This is a genomic window from Halorubrum sp. SD683 (genome assembly GCF_002135045.1).
Lineage (GTDB): Archaea > Halobacteriota > Halobacteria > Halobacteriales > Haloferacaceae > Halorubrum > Halorubrum ezzemoulense.
Map to the genome: position 1 here is coordinate 1 of NZ_NEWJ01000057.1, position 16913 is coordinate 16913.

19 protein-coding genes are annotated in these 16913 nt (G+C 71.7%); 9 read left to right on the plus strand and 10 right to left on the minus strand.

From position 1 onward, the window contains the following. The first annotated feature begins 26 nt into the window (after positions 1-26). Complete coding sequence (locus B9G49_RS12435) at positions 27-371, plus strand: SHOCT domain-containing protein (RefSeq protein ID WP_086216574.1); 345 nt, start codon at positions 27-29, stop codon at positions 369-371. Positions 372-384: 13 nt separating this feature from the next. On the opposite strand, the gene purQ is transcribed toward B9G49_RS12435, so the two are convergent. Beyond that, positions 385-1062, minus strand: a complete 678-nt coding sequence (gene purQ, locus B9G49_RS12440) for a phosphoribosylformylglycinamidine synthase I (RefSeq protein WP_086216575.1) — start codon at positions 1060-1062, stop codon at positions 385-387. An 88-nt stretch (positions 1063-1150) separates the two neighbouring features. Then, a complete protein-coding gene (gene purS / locus B9G49_RS12445) occupies positions 1151-1402 on the minus strand; it encodes a phosphoribosylformylglycinamidine synthase subunit PurS (RefSeq protein ID WP_004595793.1) in 252 nt (83 codons plus the stop codon). A 180-nt stretch (positions 1403-1582) separates the two neighbouring features. On the opposite strand from purS, the gene B9G49_RS12450 reads away from it, so the two are divergent. Both B9G49_RS12450 and B9G49_RS12455 read left to right on the plus strand, forming a co-directional pair. Further along, a complete protein-coding gene (locus tag B9G49_RS12450; RefSeq protein WP_049929552.1) occupies positions 1583-2560 on the plus strand; it encodes a formyltransferase family protein in 978 nt (325 codons plus the stop codon). A 98-nt stretch (positions 2561-2658) separates the two neighbouring features. Then, the gene (locus B9G49_RS12455; protein WP_086216576.1) at positions 2659-2847 is read left to right on the plus strand and encodes a hypothetical protein; all 189 of its coding nucleotides are present in this window, start codon (positions 2659-2661) and stop codon (positions 2845-2847) included. A 53-nt stretch (positions 2848-2900) separates the two neighbouring features. Here the strand turns inward: B9G49_RS12455 and B9G49_RS12460 are convergent, their stop codons facing one another. Genes B9G49_RS12460 through B9G49_RS12475 form a run of 4 tightly spaced genes read right to left on the minus strand, consistent with a single transcriptional unit; the run spans position 2901 to position 6229 of the window. After that, positions 2901-3674, minus strand: coding sequence for a class I SAM-dependent methyltransferase (locus B9G49_RS12460; RefSeq protein ID WP_086216577.1), 774 nt, complete (start codon positions 3672-3674; stop codon positions 2901-2903). After that, a complete protein-coding gene (locus tag B9G49_RS12465; protein ID WP_086216578.1) occupies positions 3671-4804 on the minus strand; it encodes a glycosyltransferase family 4 protein in 1134 nt (377 codons plus the stop codon). The genes B9G49_RS12460 and B9G49_RS12465 overlap by 4 nt, the downstream gene beginning before the upstream one ends. A 7-nt stretch (positions 4805-4811) precedes the next feature. Continuing rightward, entirely contained in the window at positions 4812-5183 is a 372-nt protein-coding gene (locus tag B9G49_RS12470) for a 6-carboxytetrahydropterin synthase (protein ID WP_049929556.1), read from the minus strand. Next, positions 5171-6229, minus strand: a complete 1059-nt coding sequence (locus B9G49_RS12475) for a zinc-binding alcohol dehydrogenase (RefSeq protein ID WP_086216579.1) — start codon at positions 6227-6229, stop codon at positions 5171-5173. The genes B9G49_RS12470 and B9G49_RS12475 overlap by 13 nt, the downstream gene beginning before the upstream one ends. Before the next feature lie 166 nt (positions 6230-6395). Here B9G49_RS12475 and B9G49_RS12480 point away from each other — a divergent pair, with 166 nt between their 5' ends. Continuing rightward, positions 6396-6776, plus strand: coding sequence for a hypothetical protein (locus B9G49_RS12480; protein ID WP_086216580.1), 381 nt, complete (start codon positions 6396-6398; stop codon positions 6774-6776). Positions 6777-6810: 34 nt separating this feature from the next. On the opposite strand, the gene B9G49_RS12485 is transcribed toward B9G49_RS12480, so the two are convergent. Continuing rightward, on the minus strand, positions 6811-7593 hold the full coding sequence (locus B9G49_RS12485) for a CDP-alcohol phosphatidyltransferase family protein (RefSeq protein WP_086216581.1): 783 nt from the start codon (positions 7591-7593) through the stop codon (positions 6811-6813). 1 nt (position 7594) lies between these two features. Beyond that, entirely contained in the window at positions 7595-10558 is a 2964-nt protein-coding gene (locus B9G49_RS12490; protein ID WP_086216582.1) for an ATP-dependent helicase, read from the minus strand. 134 nt (positions 10559-10692) lie between these two features. Here B9G49_RS12490 and cmk point away from each other — a divergent pair, with 134 nt between their 5' ends. Next, positions 10693-11307, plus strand: a complete 615-nt coding sequence (cmk, locus tag B9G49_RS12495) for a (d)CMP kinase (protein ID WP_049929561.1) — start codon at positions 10693-10695, stop codon at positions 11305-11307. 30 nt (positions 11308-11337) lie between these two features. Here the strand turns inward: cmk and B9G49_RS12500 are convergent, their stop codons facing one another. Then, positions 11338-12351 (minus strand): hypothetical protein, encoded by a 1014-nt coding sequence (locus tag B9G49_RS12500; protein WP_086216583.1) that lies wholly within the window; start codon positions 12349-12351, stop codon positions 11338-11340. A gap of 137 nt (positions 12352-12488) precedes the next feature. After that, a complete protein-coding gene (locus B9G49_RS12505; RefSeq protein WP_086216584.1) occupies positions 12489-12959 on the minus strand; it encodes an MGMT family protein in 471 nt (156 codons plus the stop codon). 130 nt (positions 12960-13089) lie between these two features. On the opposite strand from B9G49_RS12505, the gene trpC reads away from it, so the two are divergent. The 4 genes from trpC to B9G49_RS12525 form a co-directional block, all read left to right on the plus strand. Beyond that, the gene (gene trpC, locus B9G49_RS12510) at positions 13090-13944 is read left to right on the plus strand and encodes an indole-3-glycerol phosphate synthase (protein WP_086216585.1); all 855 of its coding nucleotides are present in this window, start codon (positions 13090-13092) and stop codon (positions 13942-13944) included. Further along, positions 13941-15254 carry a tryptophan synthase subunit beta gene (gene trpB / locus B9G49_RS12515; RefSeq protein ID WP_086216586.1) on the plus strand — a complete coding sequence of 438 codons (1314 nt, stop codon included), beginning with the start codon at positions 13941-13943 and terminating at the stop codon, positions 15252-15254. The genes trpC and trpB overlap by 4 nt, the downstream gene beginning before the upstream one ends. Beyond that, positions 15255-16109 (plus strand): tryptophan synthase subunit alpha, encoded by an 855-nt coding sequence (gene trpA / locus B9G49_RS12520; RefSeq protein WP_086216587.1) that lies wholly within the window; start codon positions 15255-15257, stop codon positions 16107-16109. An 85-nt stretch (positions 16110-16194) separates the two neighbouring features. Next, the coding region (locus B9G49_RS12525; RefSeq protein WP_086216588.1) for a 2-amino-3,7-dideoxy-D-threo-hept-6-ulosonate synthase at positions 16195-16913 on the plus strand (719 nt) is incomplete at its 3' end.

Genomic DNA, 16913 nt, shown 5'->3' on the forward strand with positions numbered 1-16913 from the left:
TATACACAGTCATGTAAACATCGCGCATGTCAGTGTTCGAACTCCCCGCGGCGACACTGCTCATGGGCGGTATGGGCGGCGCGACGGGGCTCGTTTCGCTCGTCGCCGTCCTCGCGGTCGCGGCGCTGCTCGGGGCGAGCGTCGTCGGCGTCCGGGCGTTGGCTCGTGACGCCGACGGAAAATCGAAGTCGGACGGAGCGGACGAAACTGCGGTCGAACGCCTCCAGCGACGGTACGCGGAGGGCGAACTCACGGAGGCGGAGTTCGAGCGGGCGCTGGAGCGCGAACTGGGGAGCGACGGGACGACCGAAGCCGGGGCGGGGCCGGTCGGCGAACCGGACCCGGCGCGGGAAGCGAAGCGGGCGCGGTAGGGTCGGGACGCGGTCAGGCGAACGCTTCGAGGATCCCCGCGCCGTCCGTGCTGCGGCCGAGGTCCGGGAGCGTGGCGCGCTCGGGGTGAGGCATCAGCACCGCGACCGTCTCGCGCTCGCCGAGGACCCCGGCGACGTTGTCGGTCGAGCCGTTCGGGTTCGCGGCGTCGGTGACGTTCCCGTCGGCGTCGCAGTACCGGAAGAGGACGCGGTCGTCGCCGACGAGGTCGGCGTGGGCGTCCGCGCTTATCTCGAAGCGCCCCTCGCCGTGGGCGATCGGGACCTCGATCACGTCGCCCTCGTCGTAGGCGGCGGTCCACGGCGTGTCAGCGCGCTCGACGCGCAGGTGGACCGGCTCACACTGGAAGCGCGCGGAGGCGTTTGTGGTGAACGCGCCGGGCGTCAACCCGGACTCCGAGCCGATCTGCGCGCCGTTACAGACCCCGATCACGGGGACGCCCTCGTCGGCCGCCTCGCGGACCTCCGCCATGATCGGATCGCGCGCCGCCATCGCGCCGGCGCGGAGGTAGTCGCCGTAGGAGAACCCGCCGGGGAGGACGATCCCGTCGGGGTCGTCGGGGAGGCCGTCCGCGTGCCAGACGCGCTCGGCGTCGACGCCGAGGTGGTCCAGCGCGCGGACCGCGTCGCGGTCACAGTTGGAGCCGCCGAACTGGACGACGGCGACCGTCACGCCGCCCACCTCGCTTGGGCGGCCGCGACCGTCGGGTCGGCGCGGGTCGCGCCGGTGACGATCGGCGTCGTCTCGACGACGGCGACCGTCATCGCTCCGCGACCGCCACGTCGTAGTCGTGGATCGTGGGGTTCGCGAGCAGCCGCTCGGCCATCTCGTCGGCGCGGTCGGCGGCCTCGTCGGCGTCGGCGGCGTCAAGGTCGACCTCGAACCGGTCGGCCGAGCGGAGGTCCGACAGCTCGAACCCGAGCCGTTCGAGCGCCTGCTGGGTCGTCTCGGCCTCCGGGTCGAGGACGCCCCGCTTCAGCCGGACCGTCACCGTCGCCGTGTATGCTGTCATGGTCGTTGGTGCGGAGTCGTGTGTAAAAACCGTTTTGGAACGCCGTTTATACGCATATTTGTGGATACATACCGGTCTTTCGTGCGGGAAGCAGAAACGGCGCGGAACGAAAGGGGCAAACCCCTCCGCCTTCTCCACCGGGTGTATGCAGCCGCTCGAACCCGCGGAGGTGATCGTCGCATGACCCGCGAACTGACCGAGATCACGGTCGTCGGAGGAGACAAGACCGGACTCATCGCGCGGGTCACCTCCCTGCTGTTCGAGCGGGGAATCAACATCGAGGACCTCGACCAGGCGGTCCGCGAGGGCGTCTTCCGGATGACGACTCGCGTCGACACCGCCGAGATGGAGACCTCGCGCGGCGAGCTCCGGCGCGCGCTCGCCGAGCTCGGCCGCGAGCTCGACGTCGACATCCAAGTCCGGTTCCCGAGCGACCGCGACGCGCGCCGCGTCGCGCTGCTCGTCACGAAGGAGACGCACGCCCCCGAGGCTCTGTTAGAGGCGGAGGAGCGCGGCGAACTCGCGGACGACGGCGAGGCTGAGATCCCGGTGGTCATCGGCAACCGCGGCGACCTGCGGTCGCTCGCGGAGCGCTACGACAAGCCGTTCTACGACGTGGGCGACGGCAACGGCAACACCGACGAGGGCCGGCTCCTCGACCTGCTCGCCGAGTACGACGTGGACCTCATCGCGCTGGCGCGCTACATGCGCATCCTCTCGCCGGAGGTCGTCTTCCGGTACGAGGGCCGGATTATCAACGTCCACCCCTCGCTGCTCCCGGCGTTCCCCGGTGCCGAGGCGTACCGACAGGCGAAGGACGCGGGCGTCCGAATCGCTGGCGTCACCGCCCACTACGTCACGACGGACCTCGATCAGGGCCCGGTGATCGCCCAGCGCGCCTTCGACGTGCCGCCGGGGGCCGAGGTCGACGAGATCAAGCGGCGCGGGCAGCCACTCGAGGCCGAGGTCCTGCTCGACGCTGTCCGGCTCCACCTCGCGGACGCCATCGCGGTTCACCGCGGCACCGTCCACGTCCGCGAAGACGTCGATGTCGACGCCCAACTCGGGCTGAGCGACGCCGCGGTGAACGCGAACCCGGACGAGCCGGTCGACGGCGAACCGCTCGGCCGATCGCCGCCGTCACCGTCTGACGACTGAGCGACCGCGACCGAGCCGGACCGGCGGGTCGGCCCGATCGGCGCCGTCCGAACGGTCCGCAGAGCAGTTTTAACTAAGCGCGTGCGCAACTGAGTCCAATGCCCGAGTGTCGCGCGCTGACGACGTTTCTCGCGGACACCGCCGGGGTCGTCCGCAGCGACGAGCGCATGATTCTGCTTTTCCTGCTGCTGCTGTCGATCGCGGCGCTGGCCGTGTTCCTCCACTACACGACGCTCGTGCTCGAGGGGCTCCCGGAGCCGATTCCGACCGCGCCGATCGGCCCATAGTTCGTCCCCTGACAAGGATAGACCGGGCCGGACTCCTCCGTCGATCGAGGGCGTCAGTCGAGGCGGACCAGCAGGTCCCGGTTCGCGGCCTCGTAGCGGAGCCGCCCGTCGCCGAGCGCCGCTCGCCGCCGCTCCGCCCAGTCGCTCGCGTCGTATCCGGTCTCTCCGACCGCCTCTTCGACCGTATCGAGCAGGTGCGCGAGGACCGTCCGCTCGCCGGACTCGTAGGGGGGCTCGATCCGCCACGGAGACGGCCCCTCCGCGATCACGGTCGCCTCCCGAGCCAAGGCCGCCGCGCCGTCCGGGCCCCCGGCCCTGAACTCCCGCATGTGTCGGTAGTAGCGGTCGAGGACGGCGTCGTCGTCGGGGTCCGCTGGCGCGAAGCGCGTCTCGCCGTCGTAGGTTATCGGCGCGTACGCGACGGGGGCCGCGTCCGCGAGGGCGGCGACCGCGGGCGCCGCGTCGACCACGTCGAAGAACGCGCAGCCGACGACGGCGTCGAACCGGTCTCCCGCGGCCACCGCCTTGCTCACAGCGTCGAAAGCGTCGGCGACGCGGTACTCGACCGCCACGTCGCCCACCGCCTCCCCGACCCGGGCCTCGCCCGCGGCGAGCGCGGCCTCGTGGGCGTCGACCGCCACCCACCGGCCCCCCTCGATCACGCCCCAGTCGACGAGGCGCTCGACCATCGTCGCCGTCCCGGCGCCGACTTCGAGTATCTCCGGCTCCGGCGGGAGTTCGGCGGCGAACCGATCGAGGACCTCGCGGTTCAGAGAGCGGTCGTCGAGCGCCCGCTTCGCGTCGAGGTACGTCGCGTGGTCGGTCACGCGGCGTCACCCGGCGGCCTCTCGCTACCGGTCGCCGCCAGGAAGTCGACGACGCGGTCGAGCGTCTCGGGCCACCCCGGGCGCGCCTCGTAGTCGCGGCGCGCGGCGATCCCCATCTCCGCCAGCCGGTCGCGGTCGTCGAGGTCCCGGAGCGCCCGGGACACGGCGCGGGGGTCGCCAGGCGGAACGAGGACCCCGGAGTCGCCGTCGCGGACGAACTCGCTCGCCCCGCCCGCGGTCGTCGCCAGCGGAACGCAGCCGAACCCCATCGCTTCCAGGTACACCATACCGAACGGCTCGTACTGCGAGGGCACCGCGAGGACGTGGCTCTCGCGCAGCCGCGCCGCGACGGTCGCGTCGTCGAGTCGGCCGGCGAACCGGACCCGGTCGCCGATCCCGGCCTCGGCGGTCATGCCCTCCACGCGCTCGACGTGCTCGGGCGCGATCGTCCGATCGCCGACGACGGTCAGCCGCCAGTCGACCGCGGCGCGGTCGAGCCGGGCGACTCCCTCGACGAGCGTATCGAGCCCCTTCCGCTGGACGACGTTGCCGAGGAACGTCACCTCCAGCGGGCCGGATCGCGCTCGCTCGCGGATCTCCGAGGCGGAGACCACCGGTTCGAAGCGGTCGCCGGCCGGCGGCGCGACCACGCTGCGCGCCGGCCCGCCGAGCCCGGCCGCGTCCCGGCGGGTCGTCTCGGCGTTGTACACCGCGGCGTCGACCCCGCGGAGGAATCGGCGCTCAATCGCCGCGACCCCGCGCCGACCGAGTTCGGCGCGGACCCGCTCACCGGCTCCCGTCCCGCTCGATCGCACCCCTTCAGCCGCCCGCGCACGCCACGCGATCATGTGGACGAGCGCGACCGACGGCGCGTCGAGCCGTCGGTTGGCGCACAGCACGGAGGGGTGCGCCAGCCCGTCCTCAACGACGACGTCGAACTCCGAGAGCCGGTCGGCGAGCCGGCGGGCGCGGAGGTTCGGCGCGAGTCGCTCCCGGTACGAGCCCCGCGGGAGCGAGACGACCTCGACCGCGTGCCCGCGCTCGCGGAGCCGGTCGCGGAGCCGCCGGTCGTAGTAGAACCCGCCGGACTCGGACTCGATGTCGCCGGCGAGGACGAGCGTGACGCGCATCGGACGGTCACCGCAGGTCGCCGGTGAACGAGACGCTCGCCACGTCGTCCTCGCGGACGGTCACCGTCAGCTCCGTCGCGGCCGGGGCGTCGACGGTCGCGAGCGCGTCGAACAGCGCCCGGGCCAGACGCTCGGCGCTCGGGTTGCCCTCTAGGTGGTCGTTGAGCGTCTCGTCGCGGTAGCGCTCCGCGGCGTCGCTCAGGGCGTCGAGCGCGAGGTCGATATCGAGCAGGTAGCCGTACTCGCCCAGTTCCGGGCCGCGGAACGTCGCCTCCGCGGTGAACACGTGAGAGTGAAGCGCCGCCTCGTCGGCTGGCGGGTTGGGGACGGTGAGGTAGTGCTGTGCGACGAACGACTCGGTGACGGTCAGTTCGTACATGGGTAAGTGAAGAGGAGTTGGAGGGTCGGCTCGGTCTCGTCGGCGAGCCGGCGGTACGCGCTCGCCGCCCGGCCGACCGGGACGCGGTCCGTGACGAGCCGGTCGGCGACGTTGAGGTCGTCGTCGAGCCGCCGGAGTTCGCGCCAGGCGGTCTCACGTCGGCGGTCCCGGTCCCAGCGCCCGCGGAGCTCCGGCGCGATGGTGGAGACCTGACTGCTCCGGACGGTGACGCGCCCGCGGTGGAAGTGGTCGCCGAAGCCGAGGTCGGCGCGCTTTGTCCCGTACCACGATCCGACGAGGACCCGGCCGTCGAACCGCGTCGTCTCGACGGCCGTTTCGAGCGTCTCGGGGCGACCCGACACCTCGACCGCGAGGTCGACGCCGCCCGTATACTCGCGCACGGCGTCGACGACGCCGGCCCGCCCGTCGTACCGGCTCGGGTCGACGACGGCGTCGGCGCCGAACTCGGCCGCGAGCGACCGGCGGCGGTCCTTCGGCTCGACCGCGACGACGGTCTCGACGCCGCTCCGCGCGAGCAGCGCGGTCGTGAGCAGCCCCACGACGCCCTCGCCGAACACCGCGACGCGCTCGCCGATCCGGGGAGCGGCGTCGAGCGTCAGCGTGACCGCGGTCTCGGCGTTCGCGAACAGCGTCGCCGTCTCCGGGTCGATCCCGTCGGGGACCGGACGCAGGGCGTCCGGGGCGACGGCGAACCGGGTCTCGTGGGGGTTGAACGCGAAGACGGTGCGACCGCGCCACGCGGGGTCGACCGCGTCGCCGACCGCGGTCACGCTCCCGACGACCGCGTAGCCGTAACGGAGCGGGTACGAGAGGTCGCCGTCGAGCGCGGGCAGCTCCTCGTCCGCGACCGTCTCCGGGTCGAGTTCGCCGCGGTACGCGAGCAGCTCCGATCCGGCGCTCACCGCGGAGACGGCGGCGTCGACGACCACTTCGTCAGGACCGGGGACGGGCGCCTCCGTCGGGACGACCTCGACGCGCTCCGGACCGACGAACTCTACGGCCCGTCCGGCGTCGCCGTCGCTCACGCGGACTCACCCGTCCGCGGTCGACGACTGAGACGATGTGGCATTGGCGATCACACGGACCGATCCGTCATAAACCCACGGCGGCGACGGTCGGCGCCCCCTCGTCGGCCGTCGATTCGGGGGCGGGAGTAGACATAAGCCGACCGAGTCCGTGGGTCGCACATTCATGACACGCACCGACACCGGCGTCGACGTCGAATCGTTGACCCCCCTCCACTGGATCGGAATCCTCGCCGCGACCGTGTCCGGGATCGTCCACGTCGCGCTCGGCTTCCTGGTCGGGGGGGCGTTGGGGATCTCGTTCTTCTTCGCGACCCTGGGCTTCGGCGCGGGCGTGACGGCGATCGTCTCGGGGTACCGCCGCCGGCTGGTGTACGCGCTCGGAATCCCGTTCACCGCCGGACAGATCGTCCTGTGGTACGTCATCAACTTCGTCTTCGGGACGTACTCGTTCCCGGCCGACGTCGGCGTCTACGGCGCCGTCGACAAGGTCGCGCAGGTCGCGCTGATCGCCGTCCTCGCGGTCCTGTTGTCCCGAGAGTCCTGAGGCTCTCCGCGCGCAGACGGCGGGAGCGTTTCGGTCACTCGCGGTTCGCGGTCGGCGGGTCGTCGCGGCCGAGCCGTCCCGTCGCGGCCGCCCAATCGCGGGCGAAACTTGCCAGTAGCGCCGCGAGCGCGACGCCCGCGAACGCGGCGAGCGGGGAGGTCACCCGAGCGCCCCCGACGCCCGGCACGAGCGCGACCGCGACGGCGGCGAACTGCGCGGTGCCGACGAACGGGCGGACCCGGCTCGGCGGGAGCTCGTACACCGGCGCGCCGGTCCGCCGCCGCCACCACAATGACCCTGCGTAGGCGTACCAGACGCCGCCGGCGAGGAGGTACCACGCCGGGAGCGCCCCGAGCGCGACGGCGACCGCGGCCCCGACGAGGACGGCCAGCGCGTCGGTCGCGCCGTCGAGGCGAGCGCCGAGGATCGTCTCCCGTGTCCGGCGGGCGACCGCCCCGTCGACCGCGTCGAGGCCGACCGCGCCCGCGAACAGCGCGGCGGGGATCCACGGGTGCGGCGGGGCGGCCGCCAGCGCGCCGGCGAGGACCGACGCGAGCCAGCCGCGGAACAGCGTGATCGCGTTCGCCGGGCCGAGCCGCGGGTGCGGCCCGTCGACGCCGGGTCGGTGGTTCGCACCGAGGTGGGTCCACGCGTACGCCGCCAGGTACGCGCCCGGTCCGGCCGCGGCGAGGACCCACGCGGTCCCGAACGTGCGCCACAGCGCGGCGAGCCCGAGCGCGCCGAGCGTCACCGCGCCGGCGAACCGGAGCCGGAGCCGGGAGCGCGGCGACGCCGTCGACGGCGCGGGCTCCGCCATCTCAGTCGCCCTCCCGGTCCCCGGGCGGTTCGGCGCCGCGGTCGGCGCTCCGCGGCCCGTCGCCGATTTCCTCCATGACGCGGGCGTGGAACTCCCGCAGGACCGCGGACTCGTCGTCAGCGATGACCGTGTCGGAGTCGACGAGCGTCGCCAGCCCGAACGCGAGCGGGCTCGGCGAGTCGACGACGCGGTGTTCGACCGCGAGGTTGCCGCCCGCGATCCGGCCGACGGCCTCGCGGATCCCGCCCACGTCGAGGCGGTCCTCCAGCAGTTCGCGGTACGTCTCCTCCAACACGGCGAACTCCTCCAGATCGGCCGCGAACGACAGCAACATTTCGGCGGAGACCTGCTGTTCGGCCGCCGACTTCTCGTACCCCTTGTACCGCTTCAGGATGAGCAGCGCGCGCCCGGCGTTGATCCGGAAGTAGCGCTGGAGCAGGTCGGTCTCCTGAACAGCCTCGCGGAGGTCCTCCCGGACCGTCTCCGGGTCGAGGTCGGCGAGGATACCCGCCACGTCGACCTTGCGGTTGAGCGGGAGCGCGAGGCTGAACCCGCGATCCGCGACCGCGACCGCGACGTTGGCGTCGGTCCGGTTCGCCACCGCCGCCGCGACGAGCCGCGAGAGGCCGTCGTTGAACCGGCGCCCGTACGTCGAGTGGACGTAGAAGCGGCGCTTGTACTCGCTCCGGTCGAGCTCCTCCTCGACGACGAGGCGGTCGGGCGTCGAGACGGCCTCGGCGCCGGCGTACCGGACCTGCTCGTCGTACATCCGGGCGAGCGCGCGGACGGCGTTCCCGTCGAGGGGGAACTCGCGGAGCCACGCTCGGACCGCGGCGGGGCCGGCGCTCGGATCATCGCCGGCCAGCCGGTCGAGGAGTTCGGCCTGGAACGCCAACACCTCGCGGGCGAGGTCCGCCGAGAGGGGAAGTCGCTCGGCGAACCACGAGGGGACGGTCGGGCGCTCGCTCGTCCGGTCGGCGTACACCTTCGAGCCGCGGCGGTAGCGGAACGCGAACCGCTCGCCGCCAAGCGCGAACACGTCGCCGGACTCCAGCGTGTCGAGATACGACTCGTCGAGCGTGCCGACCCACTCGTCGTCGCGCGTGAACACGTCGCAGGTGAACGAGTCGGGGATCGTCCCTACGTTCGTCATGTAGATGACCCGCGCCAGCCGCCCGCGCTTCCCGACGAGCGTCTCGCCGACCGGGTACTCGGGGTAGTGGTGCTCGCCGTCCGGCGGGTCGTTGCCGTCGCGCCACACCTTCGGGTAGACGTTCTTCTCCTCCAGTCCGTCGTAGTCGCCGGTGAGGTACCGGAACAGCCGCTCGTACGCCTCGTCGCCGAAGCCGCGGTACGGGTGCGCGCGGCGCAGCACCTCCCGGACCTCGCGGTCGGGGCGGATCCGGTTGATGGCCATCCCGTACACGTGCTGGGCGGCAACGTCGTAGGCGCCCTCGGGCGGGAACACCCGGTCCACGAACCCCTCCTCGGCGCGCGCGAGCAGCGTCGCGCACTCGATCAACTCGTCCCGGTCGAGGGCGAACACCCGTCCCTCGACGGTCTCGCCCGGGCTGTGGCCCGCCCGGCCGACGCGCTGGAGCAGCGCCGCGACCGACTTCGGCGAGCCGACCTGAACCACGAGGTCGAGGTGTGGCATGTCGATGCCGAGCTCGAGGCTCGTCGAGGTGGTGACCACGTCGAGATCGCCCGACTTCAGCCCCTCCTCGACCCGCGTTCGCTGCGTCTCGCCGAGGCTCCCGTGGTGGACGCCCGAGTCCGACTCGTCGTAGTCGAACCGCTGGCGGAGCTCCTGAAGGGTTCGCTCGGCGCCAGACCGTGAGTTCGTGAACACGAGCGTGTTCTTGTGGGCCTCGACGAGGTCGTGAAGCGATTCGTAGAAGCGGTCGGTCACCGCCGACCGCGGCGTGTGGATGAGGTCGGCCGCCGGCGTCCGGAGTTCGAGGTCGAACTCGCGGGCGAACCGCGCGTCGACCACCTCGCAGGGGCGCGTCTCGAACCCCTCGAACTCGCCGACGGCGCCCGCGGCGCGCTCGCGCCCCGCGAGGAACGAGGCGATCCCGTCGAGCGGCTCGACCGTCGCCGAGCAGCCGATCCGGGTGATGTCGCCGGGCGCGTGCGGCGCCGGGCCGCCGGCCGGTTCCCCTGCGTCCGGACCCTCGTTGCGCGCCAGTTCCGTCAGTCGCTCCAGCGACACCGCGAGGTGGGTACCGCGCTTGTTCGCCGCCAGCGAGTGGATCTCGTCGACGATCACGTACTCGACGGTCCGGAGCTTCTCCTTGAATTTCGGCGAGTTGAGCAGGATCGCCAGCGTCTCCGGCGTGGTGTTGAGGACGTGCGGCGTCTCCGAGAGCATCGCCTGTCGGTCCGCCTTCGAGGTGTCGCCGTGGCGGATCGCCTGCCTGACGCCGGGGTCGTAGGCGCCGTCCGAGGCCGCCCCGTCGTCGCCGTCGCGGGTCGCGCTCTCCGCCTCCGCGGCGGCGACCGCCTCGCCGATCCCCGCCAGCGGGGTTTCGAGGTTGCGCTCGATGTCGTTCGCGAGCGACTTCAGCGGCGAGACGTAGAGGCAGTAGACGGAGTTCTCGAGTTCGCCGTCGCGGTCGCGGGCGAAGAGGTCGTCGAGGACCGCGAGGAAGGAGGCGAGCGTCTTCCCGCTGCCGGTCGGGGCGGCGACGAGGCAGTTCCGGCCGTCGTCGACGTGGGGGATCGCCTCGCGCTGCGGCGGCGTGAAGAAGCCGCCGTTCTCGCCGACGTACCCGCCGAAGCGTTCGACCCACCAGCGGCGGACCGGCGGCGAGAGCCGGGCGAGCACGTCGGCGTCCGCGATCGGGACCGACTCCGGGTCGAAGTCGGGGTCGGCGATCGCGCCGCGCTCGACCGCGTCGCGGAGGAGCGCCCGCGCGGCGGCCTCGTCGCCGCGGTCCGTGGTTTCGCTCACGGCGATCACGAGGGCTCCGGACGGGAAATCGGTTGCGTCGAACCGCGTCGCCCGCCCGGCGGCGAGACGGCCCGCCCGGCCGGTCCGGCGGGCGTTCCCGCAACCGACCCGTTTATCCGACGGCCTTCCGTGGCGCAACACGCATGAGCGGCACCTCGCCGGAGCCCGACAGACGGATCGACCGGAACCTGTTCGTCACTGTCTCCGGCCCGCCGGGCTGCGGGGCGACGACGCTCGTCGAGGGGATCGCCGACGCGCTCGACTGCGGCTACGTCTCCGGAGGCGAGCTGTTCCGCGAAATCGCGGCCGAGCGGGACATGAGCCTCTCGCAGCTCATCGCCGAGACCGGCGAGTCCGAGGAGATCGACCGGGCGCTCGACCAGCGGCTCCGTCGCATCGCCGAGAAGTGGGGAACCGCGAACAAGGCGTTCGTGCTGGAGTCGCGGCTGGCGGGCTGGCTCGCCGGCAACCGCGCCGACATCCGGATCTGGCTCGACGCGCCCGACGAGGTCCGCGCGGACCGCACGGCCGACCGTGAGGAGATGACCTCGGAGATGCAGGTCCGGGAGGTAATCGAGGAGCAGCGGTACAAGTCCTACTACGGGATCGACCTGTCCGACCGCTCGATCTACGACCTCGCGATCAACACGGGGCGGTGGGACGCCGAGGCGACGCTCGACGTCGCGCTCACCGGGATCGAGCGCTACGACGTCGACGCCGACGAGGGCGCGTTCGACACGCCCGACTTCGAGATCTGAGCCGGCCGGTCGGCCGGGCTGCCGTCGCGGTCAGAACTGGAAGACCGCGCTGAACTGGTTCACGTGCCAGGGGCCGGGGTAGACGCCCCACACCTGGTCGTCGTAGTGGAACGCGCCGACGAAGTGGATCTCGTCCTCCTCTCGCAGGTCGTTCGCGATCTCGCTGAGTCGGTCCGTGCTCTGCTCGTAGTCGTCGGCCTCGCCGACGAACGGGTATCCCGGCTCGTTGAACCCGGGGATCCCGGTCAGGTCGCCGCCCTCGTTGAAGACGCGAATCCCGCCGTCGCCGTTCTCGTCGACCGTGAAGTCGTTCTCCGAGTCGCCGTCGTCGCCGAACTTCTGGCCGAGGTTGTGGAAGCCGACCAGCCCGTTCCCGGCGGGCGTCACGAACGGGTCGCTCGGGCCGAGGTCGCTGTCGTCCGCGAGCGCGGCGAACTTGACGACCCAGATCGTGTACTGACCGTTCGGCAGCGCGTTCTCGACGTTGATGTTGACGCGCGTTCCGGTCGCGCCGCCGTTCCCATTGCCGTTCCCGCCGTTCCCGTTGTCCGGCTTCACGCCGCCGACGGTCGCCGTTCCGCCGACCGCGCCGTATTCGCCCCACGTCACCGGGGCCCACGAGCCGTCGTACCCTTCCTCGCGGTCGTACCCCGCCGGCGGTCGGACGACCTGATGCTTCCCGTCGTTCAGCGAGCGACCGAGCGTCGAGTCGTACTCCTCGCTCCCCTCGATGATCTCGTCGAGCGGGATCGAGACCGGCGCCGGATCGAACAGTTCAACGTCCGGGTCGAACGGCGGGACCTCCCCGGCTGCGTTCGTGATGAAGTTCGGGTTCGGTAAGACGTTGATCTCCGCGCTGGCACCGTTGCCGCCCCCGCCGTTTCCGTTCCCGCCGTTTCCGTTACCCTTCCTCTGCTTCGCGCTCGCGGTCGTGCTCGACAACCCGGCGAACCCGGCAACTCCGAGGAAGCCGAGCGCCCCCCGACGCGACATCGCAGTCATCGGTCCGTCCGTCTCCGCTCCCGTTCGCTTCTCACCGTTCATATCGAATCACCAACGACAGTTGTAACGGCCCGGGCGCGGCGGTATTAGAGCTGACTCGGTCGTGTATCTATAATGAACGATAACAAAGACTTCTTATACGCGATACGCCGGTCTCGCGCGCTGACGCCGGGGTGCCGTTACCGAGAGATTCCCTCGACGCGCCGGAGCTCGCTCCGCACGTCGCTCGGCGTCGCGTACGGCCCGCCGCTCACCCGGTGGTCCGGCAGCAGGACCGGGATCGGGTTGTCGGCGAGCGCTCCCGTCACGACCTTCAGGTCGTCCGGGTCGTCGGGGTCGAACCCGCCGAGCCGCGCGAGTCGGCTCACGGAGACCTCCTCGCCGTACGGGACGCTCCGGAGCGCCTCCAGCGCCTCGCGCCGGTCCGTCGGAACCGTGAGGCCGAGCGCGACCTCGGCGAACTCGTCGCGCTCGCCGCCGAGGTACGCGTCGATCCTGTCTAACAGGTCGTGGTCGCCGTCGGCGTCGCCGGGGTGCTCGGCGGGGAACGACACCGAGATGACGCGACCGCCGGCGAACCCGATCTGGACGGTCCGACCGATCTCGTCGAACTGCCGGGCGAAGACGCCGGACGTACCGGACAGGCTCATACCCTTCGTTGGAAGGGTGAATCACTTAAGTCATCGGCACGGGAACGTGTTCGGCTTCTCTGTGAGAAGCTACGGCGTCCCGGCCGCCCCCGCAAGCCTTATGAACAGATACGTACATTAGTGTATAGTAATGGACGATCCAGACGAGCTGGCGCCGGCGGTCAGGTCGATCCTGTCCGGCGCCCGGGAGCGGGCGAGCGCGGCCCGGGGAGCCGACGGGGACATCTCGGTCTCGCCGCGCGACCTCTCGGCCGCGTTCGAACGGGCCGACGCCGAGGACCGCGTCCCGCTTATCGCCGAGGTGAAGCCCACGAGCCCGACGACCGAGGGGAGCCGCGAGGACGACCCCGTCGCGCTCGCGGAGGGGATGGTCGCCGGCGGGGCGGCCGCGCTGAGCGTGCTCACCGAGCCGGGGCACTTCGGCGGGAGCGTCGACACCCTCGAACGCGTGCGCGACGCGGTAGACGTACCGGTCCTCCGGAAGGACTTCGTCGTCGAGGAGGCGCAGCTCGACGCCGTCGAGAGCGACGTGGTCCTGCTCATCGCCCGCTTCGTCGGCGACGACCTCCCGACACTGCTCGAGGCCGCCCGAGACCGGGGATTCCAGGTCCTCGTCGAGGTCCACGACCGGGAAGAGCTGGAGCGCGCGCTCGACGCGGGCGCGACGACGATCGGCGTGAACAACCGCGACCTCGCGGAGCTAGTCGTCGACCTCGGAACCTTCGAGTCCGTGGCGCCCCACGTCCCGGACGAGGTCACGCTGATCGCCGAGAGCGGCATCGGATCGCCCGCCGACGTCCGCCGGATGCGGGCCGCGGGCGCCGACGCGCTGCTCGTCGGGAGCGCGATCATGGAGGGCGACGTGGCGGCGAACACCCGCGAACTGGTGCGGACGGAGGCCGGCGGCGACGAGGCGACCGCGGACGGCGATGACGCGGCGGCCGCGGACGACGACGCGACGGAGACAACGGAGACACCCACATGAGCGAGACCGACACGCGGACGACGGAAGCAACGGACGGCGCGGTGCCCTCGCGGCGACCGGGCCGCGAGCGCGGGCGCGACGACGGGAAGTTCGGCCGGTACGGCGGCCAGTACGTCCCGGAGGCGCTGATGCCCGCCATCGAGGAGCTGGCCGACGCGTACGAGCGCTACGTCCTGAACAACGAGGAGGGGTTCATGGACGAGTTCCGCGAGCGGCTCGCGGCGTTCGGCGGGCGGCCGACGCCGCTCCAGCGCGCCGACCGGCTCTCGGAGCGCTACGACACGGAGGTGTTCCTCAAGCGCGAGGACCTCCTCCACGGCGGCGCCCACAAGCTGAACAACGCGCTCGGGCAGGTCCTCTTGGCGAAGTACATGGGCAAAGAGCGCATCATCGCGGAGACGGGCGCCGGCCAGCACGGCACCGCGACGGCCATGGCGGCCGCGCACCTGGACATGCCCTGTACGATCTACATGGGCGAGCGCGACATCAACCGCCAGCGCCCCAACGTGTTCCGGATGAAGCTCAACGGGTCGGAGGTCAAGCCCGTCACCACCGGGCGCGGCACCCTCAAAGAGGCCATCTCCGAGACGATGCGCGACTGGGCGGAGACCGTCGAGGACACCCACTACGTGATCGGGTCGATCGTCGGCCCGCACCCGTTCCCGGTCATGGTCCGCGACTTCCAGGCGGTCATCTCCGAGGAGGCGCGCGAGCAAGCGATCGAAAAGACGGGCGGGCTCCCGACCGACGTGGTCGCCTGCGCGGGCGGCGGGTCGAACACGATGGGCACGTTCGCCGACTTCGTCGACGACGAGTCCGTCGCCCTCCACGCGGTCGAGGCGGGCGGCTCCACCCTCGAAGTCGACGAGGAGGAGGGCGTCGCGCCGAACTCCGCGTCGCTGTACGCGGGCGACGAGGGCGTCCTCCACGGGGCGCGGACGAAGCTGCTCCAGGACTCGGACGGGCAGATCATGGAGAGCCACTCCGTCTCCTCCGGGCTCGACTACGCCGGCGTCGGTCCGGAGCTCGCGTACCTCGTCGACGAGGGCCGCGTCGACCCGGTCGCGGTCGACGACGACGCCGCCTTGGAGGGGTTCCACCGGCTCTCGAACACGGAGGGGATCATCCCGGCGCTGGAGACGGCGCACGCGTTCGGCTACCTCGAGGAGCACCACGAGGACCTCGGCGAGCGCGTGATCGTGAACGTCTCGGGGCGCGGCGACAAGGACCTCGACGCCGCCATCGAGGAGACCGACCAGCGGGACGTGCCGAACGCGCCGGACATGTCGATGTTCACGGAGGGAATCTGAATGGGGGAGCCCGCCAACTCCTCGGCGATCGCCGCGGCGTTCGCGGACGGCCCGGCCTACGTCCCGTACCTCGTCGTCGGCGATCCGGACTACGAGTCGTCGAAGGCGTACGTCGAGGCGCTCGACCGCGGCGGCGCGGACGTGATCGAGCTCGGCCTCCCCTTCTCCGAGCCGATCGCGGAGGGGTCGACGATACAGGAGGCGCTCGTCCGCTCGCTCGACGCGGGGATGACGCCGGAGCGGTTCTTCGCGTTCGCGGAGGACCTCGACGTGGACGCCGCGTTAGTCTGTATGACGTACTACAATCTCATTTACCAGTACGGTGAGGGCGAGGGACCGCGGCCCTTCGTCGAGCGCGCCGCCGCGGCCGGGATTCAGGGCCTCGTCGTCCCCGACCTGCCGGCCGAGGAGGCGGACCCGCTGCGCGAGGCCTGCGACGAGTTCGGGCTCGACCTCGTCTTCATCGTCGCGCCGACGACGCGCGCGGACCGCCTCGACCGGCTCATGGAGCGCGTCTCGGGCTACGTGTACGTCCAGGCCCGGCTCGGGACGACCGGCGCCCGGGACGACGTCTCAGACCAGACCACGGCGAGCCTTGACCGGCTCCGCGAGTACGACGTGCCGAAGGCGGTCGGGTTCGGCATCTCGTCCGGCGAGCACGCCGAGCGGATCGTCGCTGGCGGCGCCGACGGGATCATCGTCGGCTCCGCGCTGGTCGACATCGTCGCCGAGGGCGTCGCGGAGGACCTCCCGACCGCGGCGGTCGCCGACCGGCTGGAGGCGCTCTCCCGCGAACTGACCGAGGGCGCAGAGCGCGGCCGCCGCTCGCGGGCCGAGGCGACAGAGTCGGTCTGATCCCGGCGCCTCGGAGCCAATACGTCCCCGAACGAAACCCACTTACCTACGATTGCCACACTCTCACACAACGACCCACCCCACTATGACAGCAGGACTCTCGGCACGACTCGACCGCATCTCCACGAACGACCGCTACCTGATCGTCCCGATGGACCACGGGATCACGATGGGCGCCGTCGAGGGGCTCGTCGACATCGAGTCGACGATCGACGGCGTCACCAGCGGCGGGGCGGACGCAGTGCTCACCCAGCGCGGGATCGCGGAGCGCGTCCACCCGAACAAGAACGACGCGGGGTACATCGTCCACCTCAACGGCTCGACGACGATCGGCCCCGACGAGAGCGACAAGCGCGTCACCGGCACGGCGGCGGACGCGATCCGGGCCGGCGCCGACGCCGTCTCCTTCCACATCAACGTCGGCTCGGAGTACGAGCCGAACCAGATCGAGGACCTCGCGGAGCTGACCGCCGACGCGGAGCGGCTGGGGCTCCCCGTCCTCGCGATGGCGTACGCCCGGGGCCCGGGCGTCGACGAGTCCGACCCGGAGGCCCTCGGACACGCCGTCAGGCTCGCCGAGGAGCTCGGCGCCGACGTGGTGAAGACCGGGTATTCGGGCGACGGCGACTCGTTCGCCCGCGTGACGGAGTCGACGCGGCTCCCCGTCGTCATCGCCGGCGGCTCGAAGGGCACCGACCGGGAGACGGTCGAGATGGTACGCGGCGCGATGGACGGCGCCGCCGCCGGGGTGTCGATGGGGCGGTCGATTTTCCAGCACGACGACCCGGAGGGGATCGCGAGAGC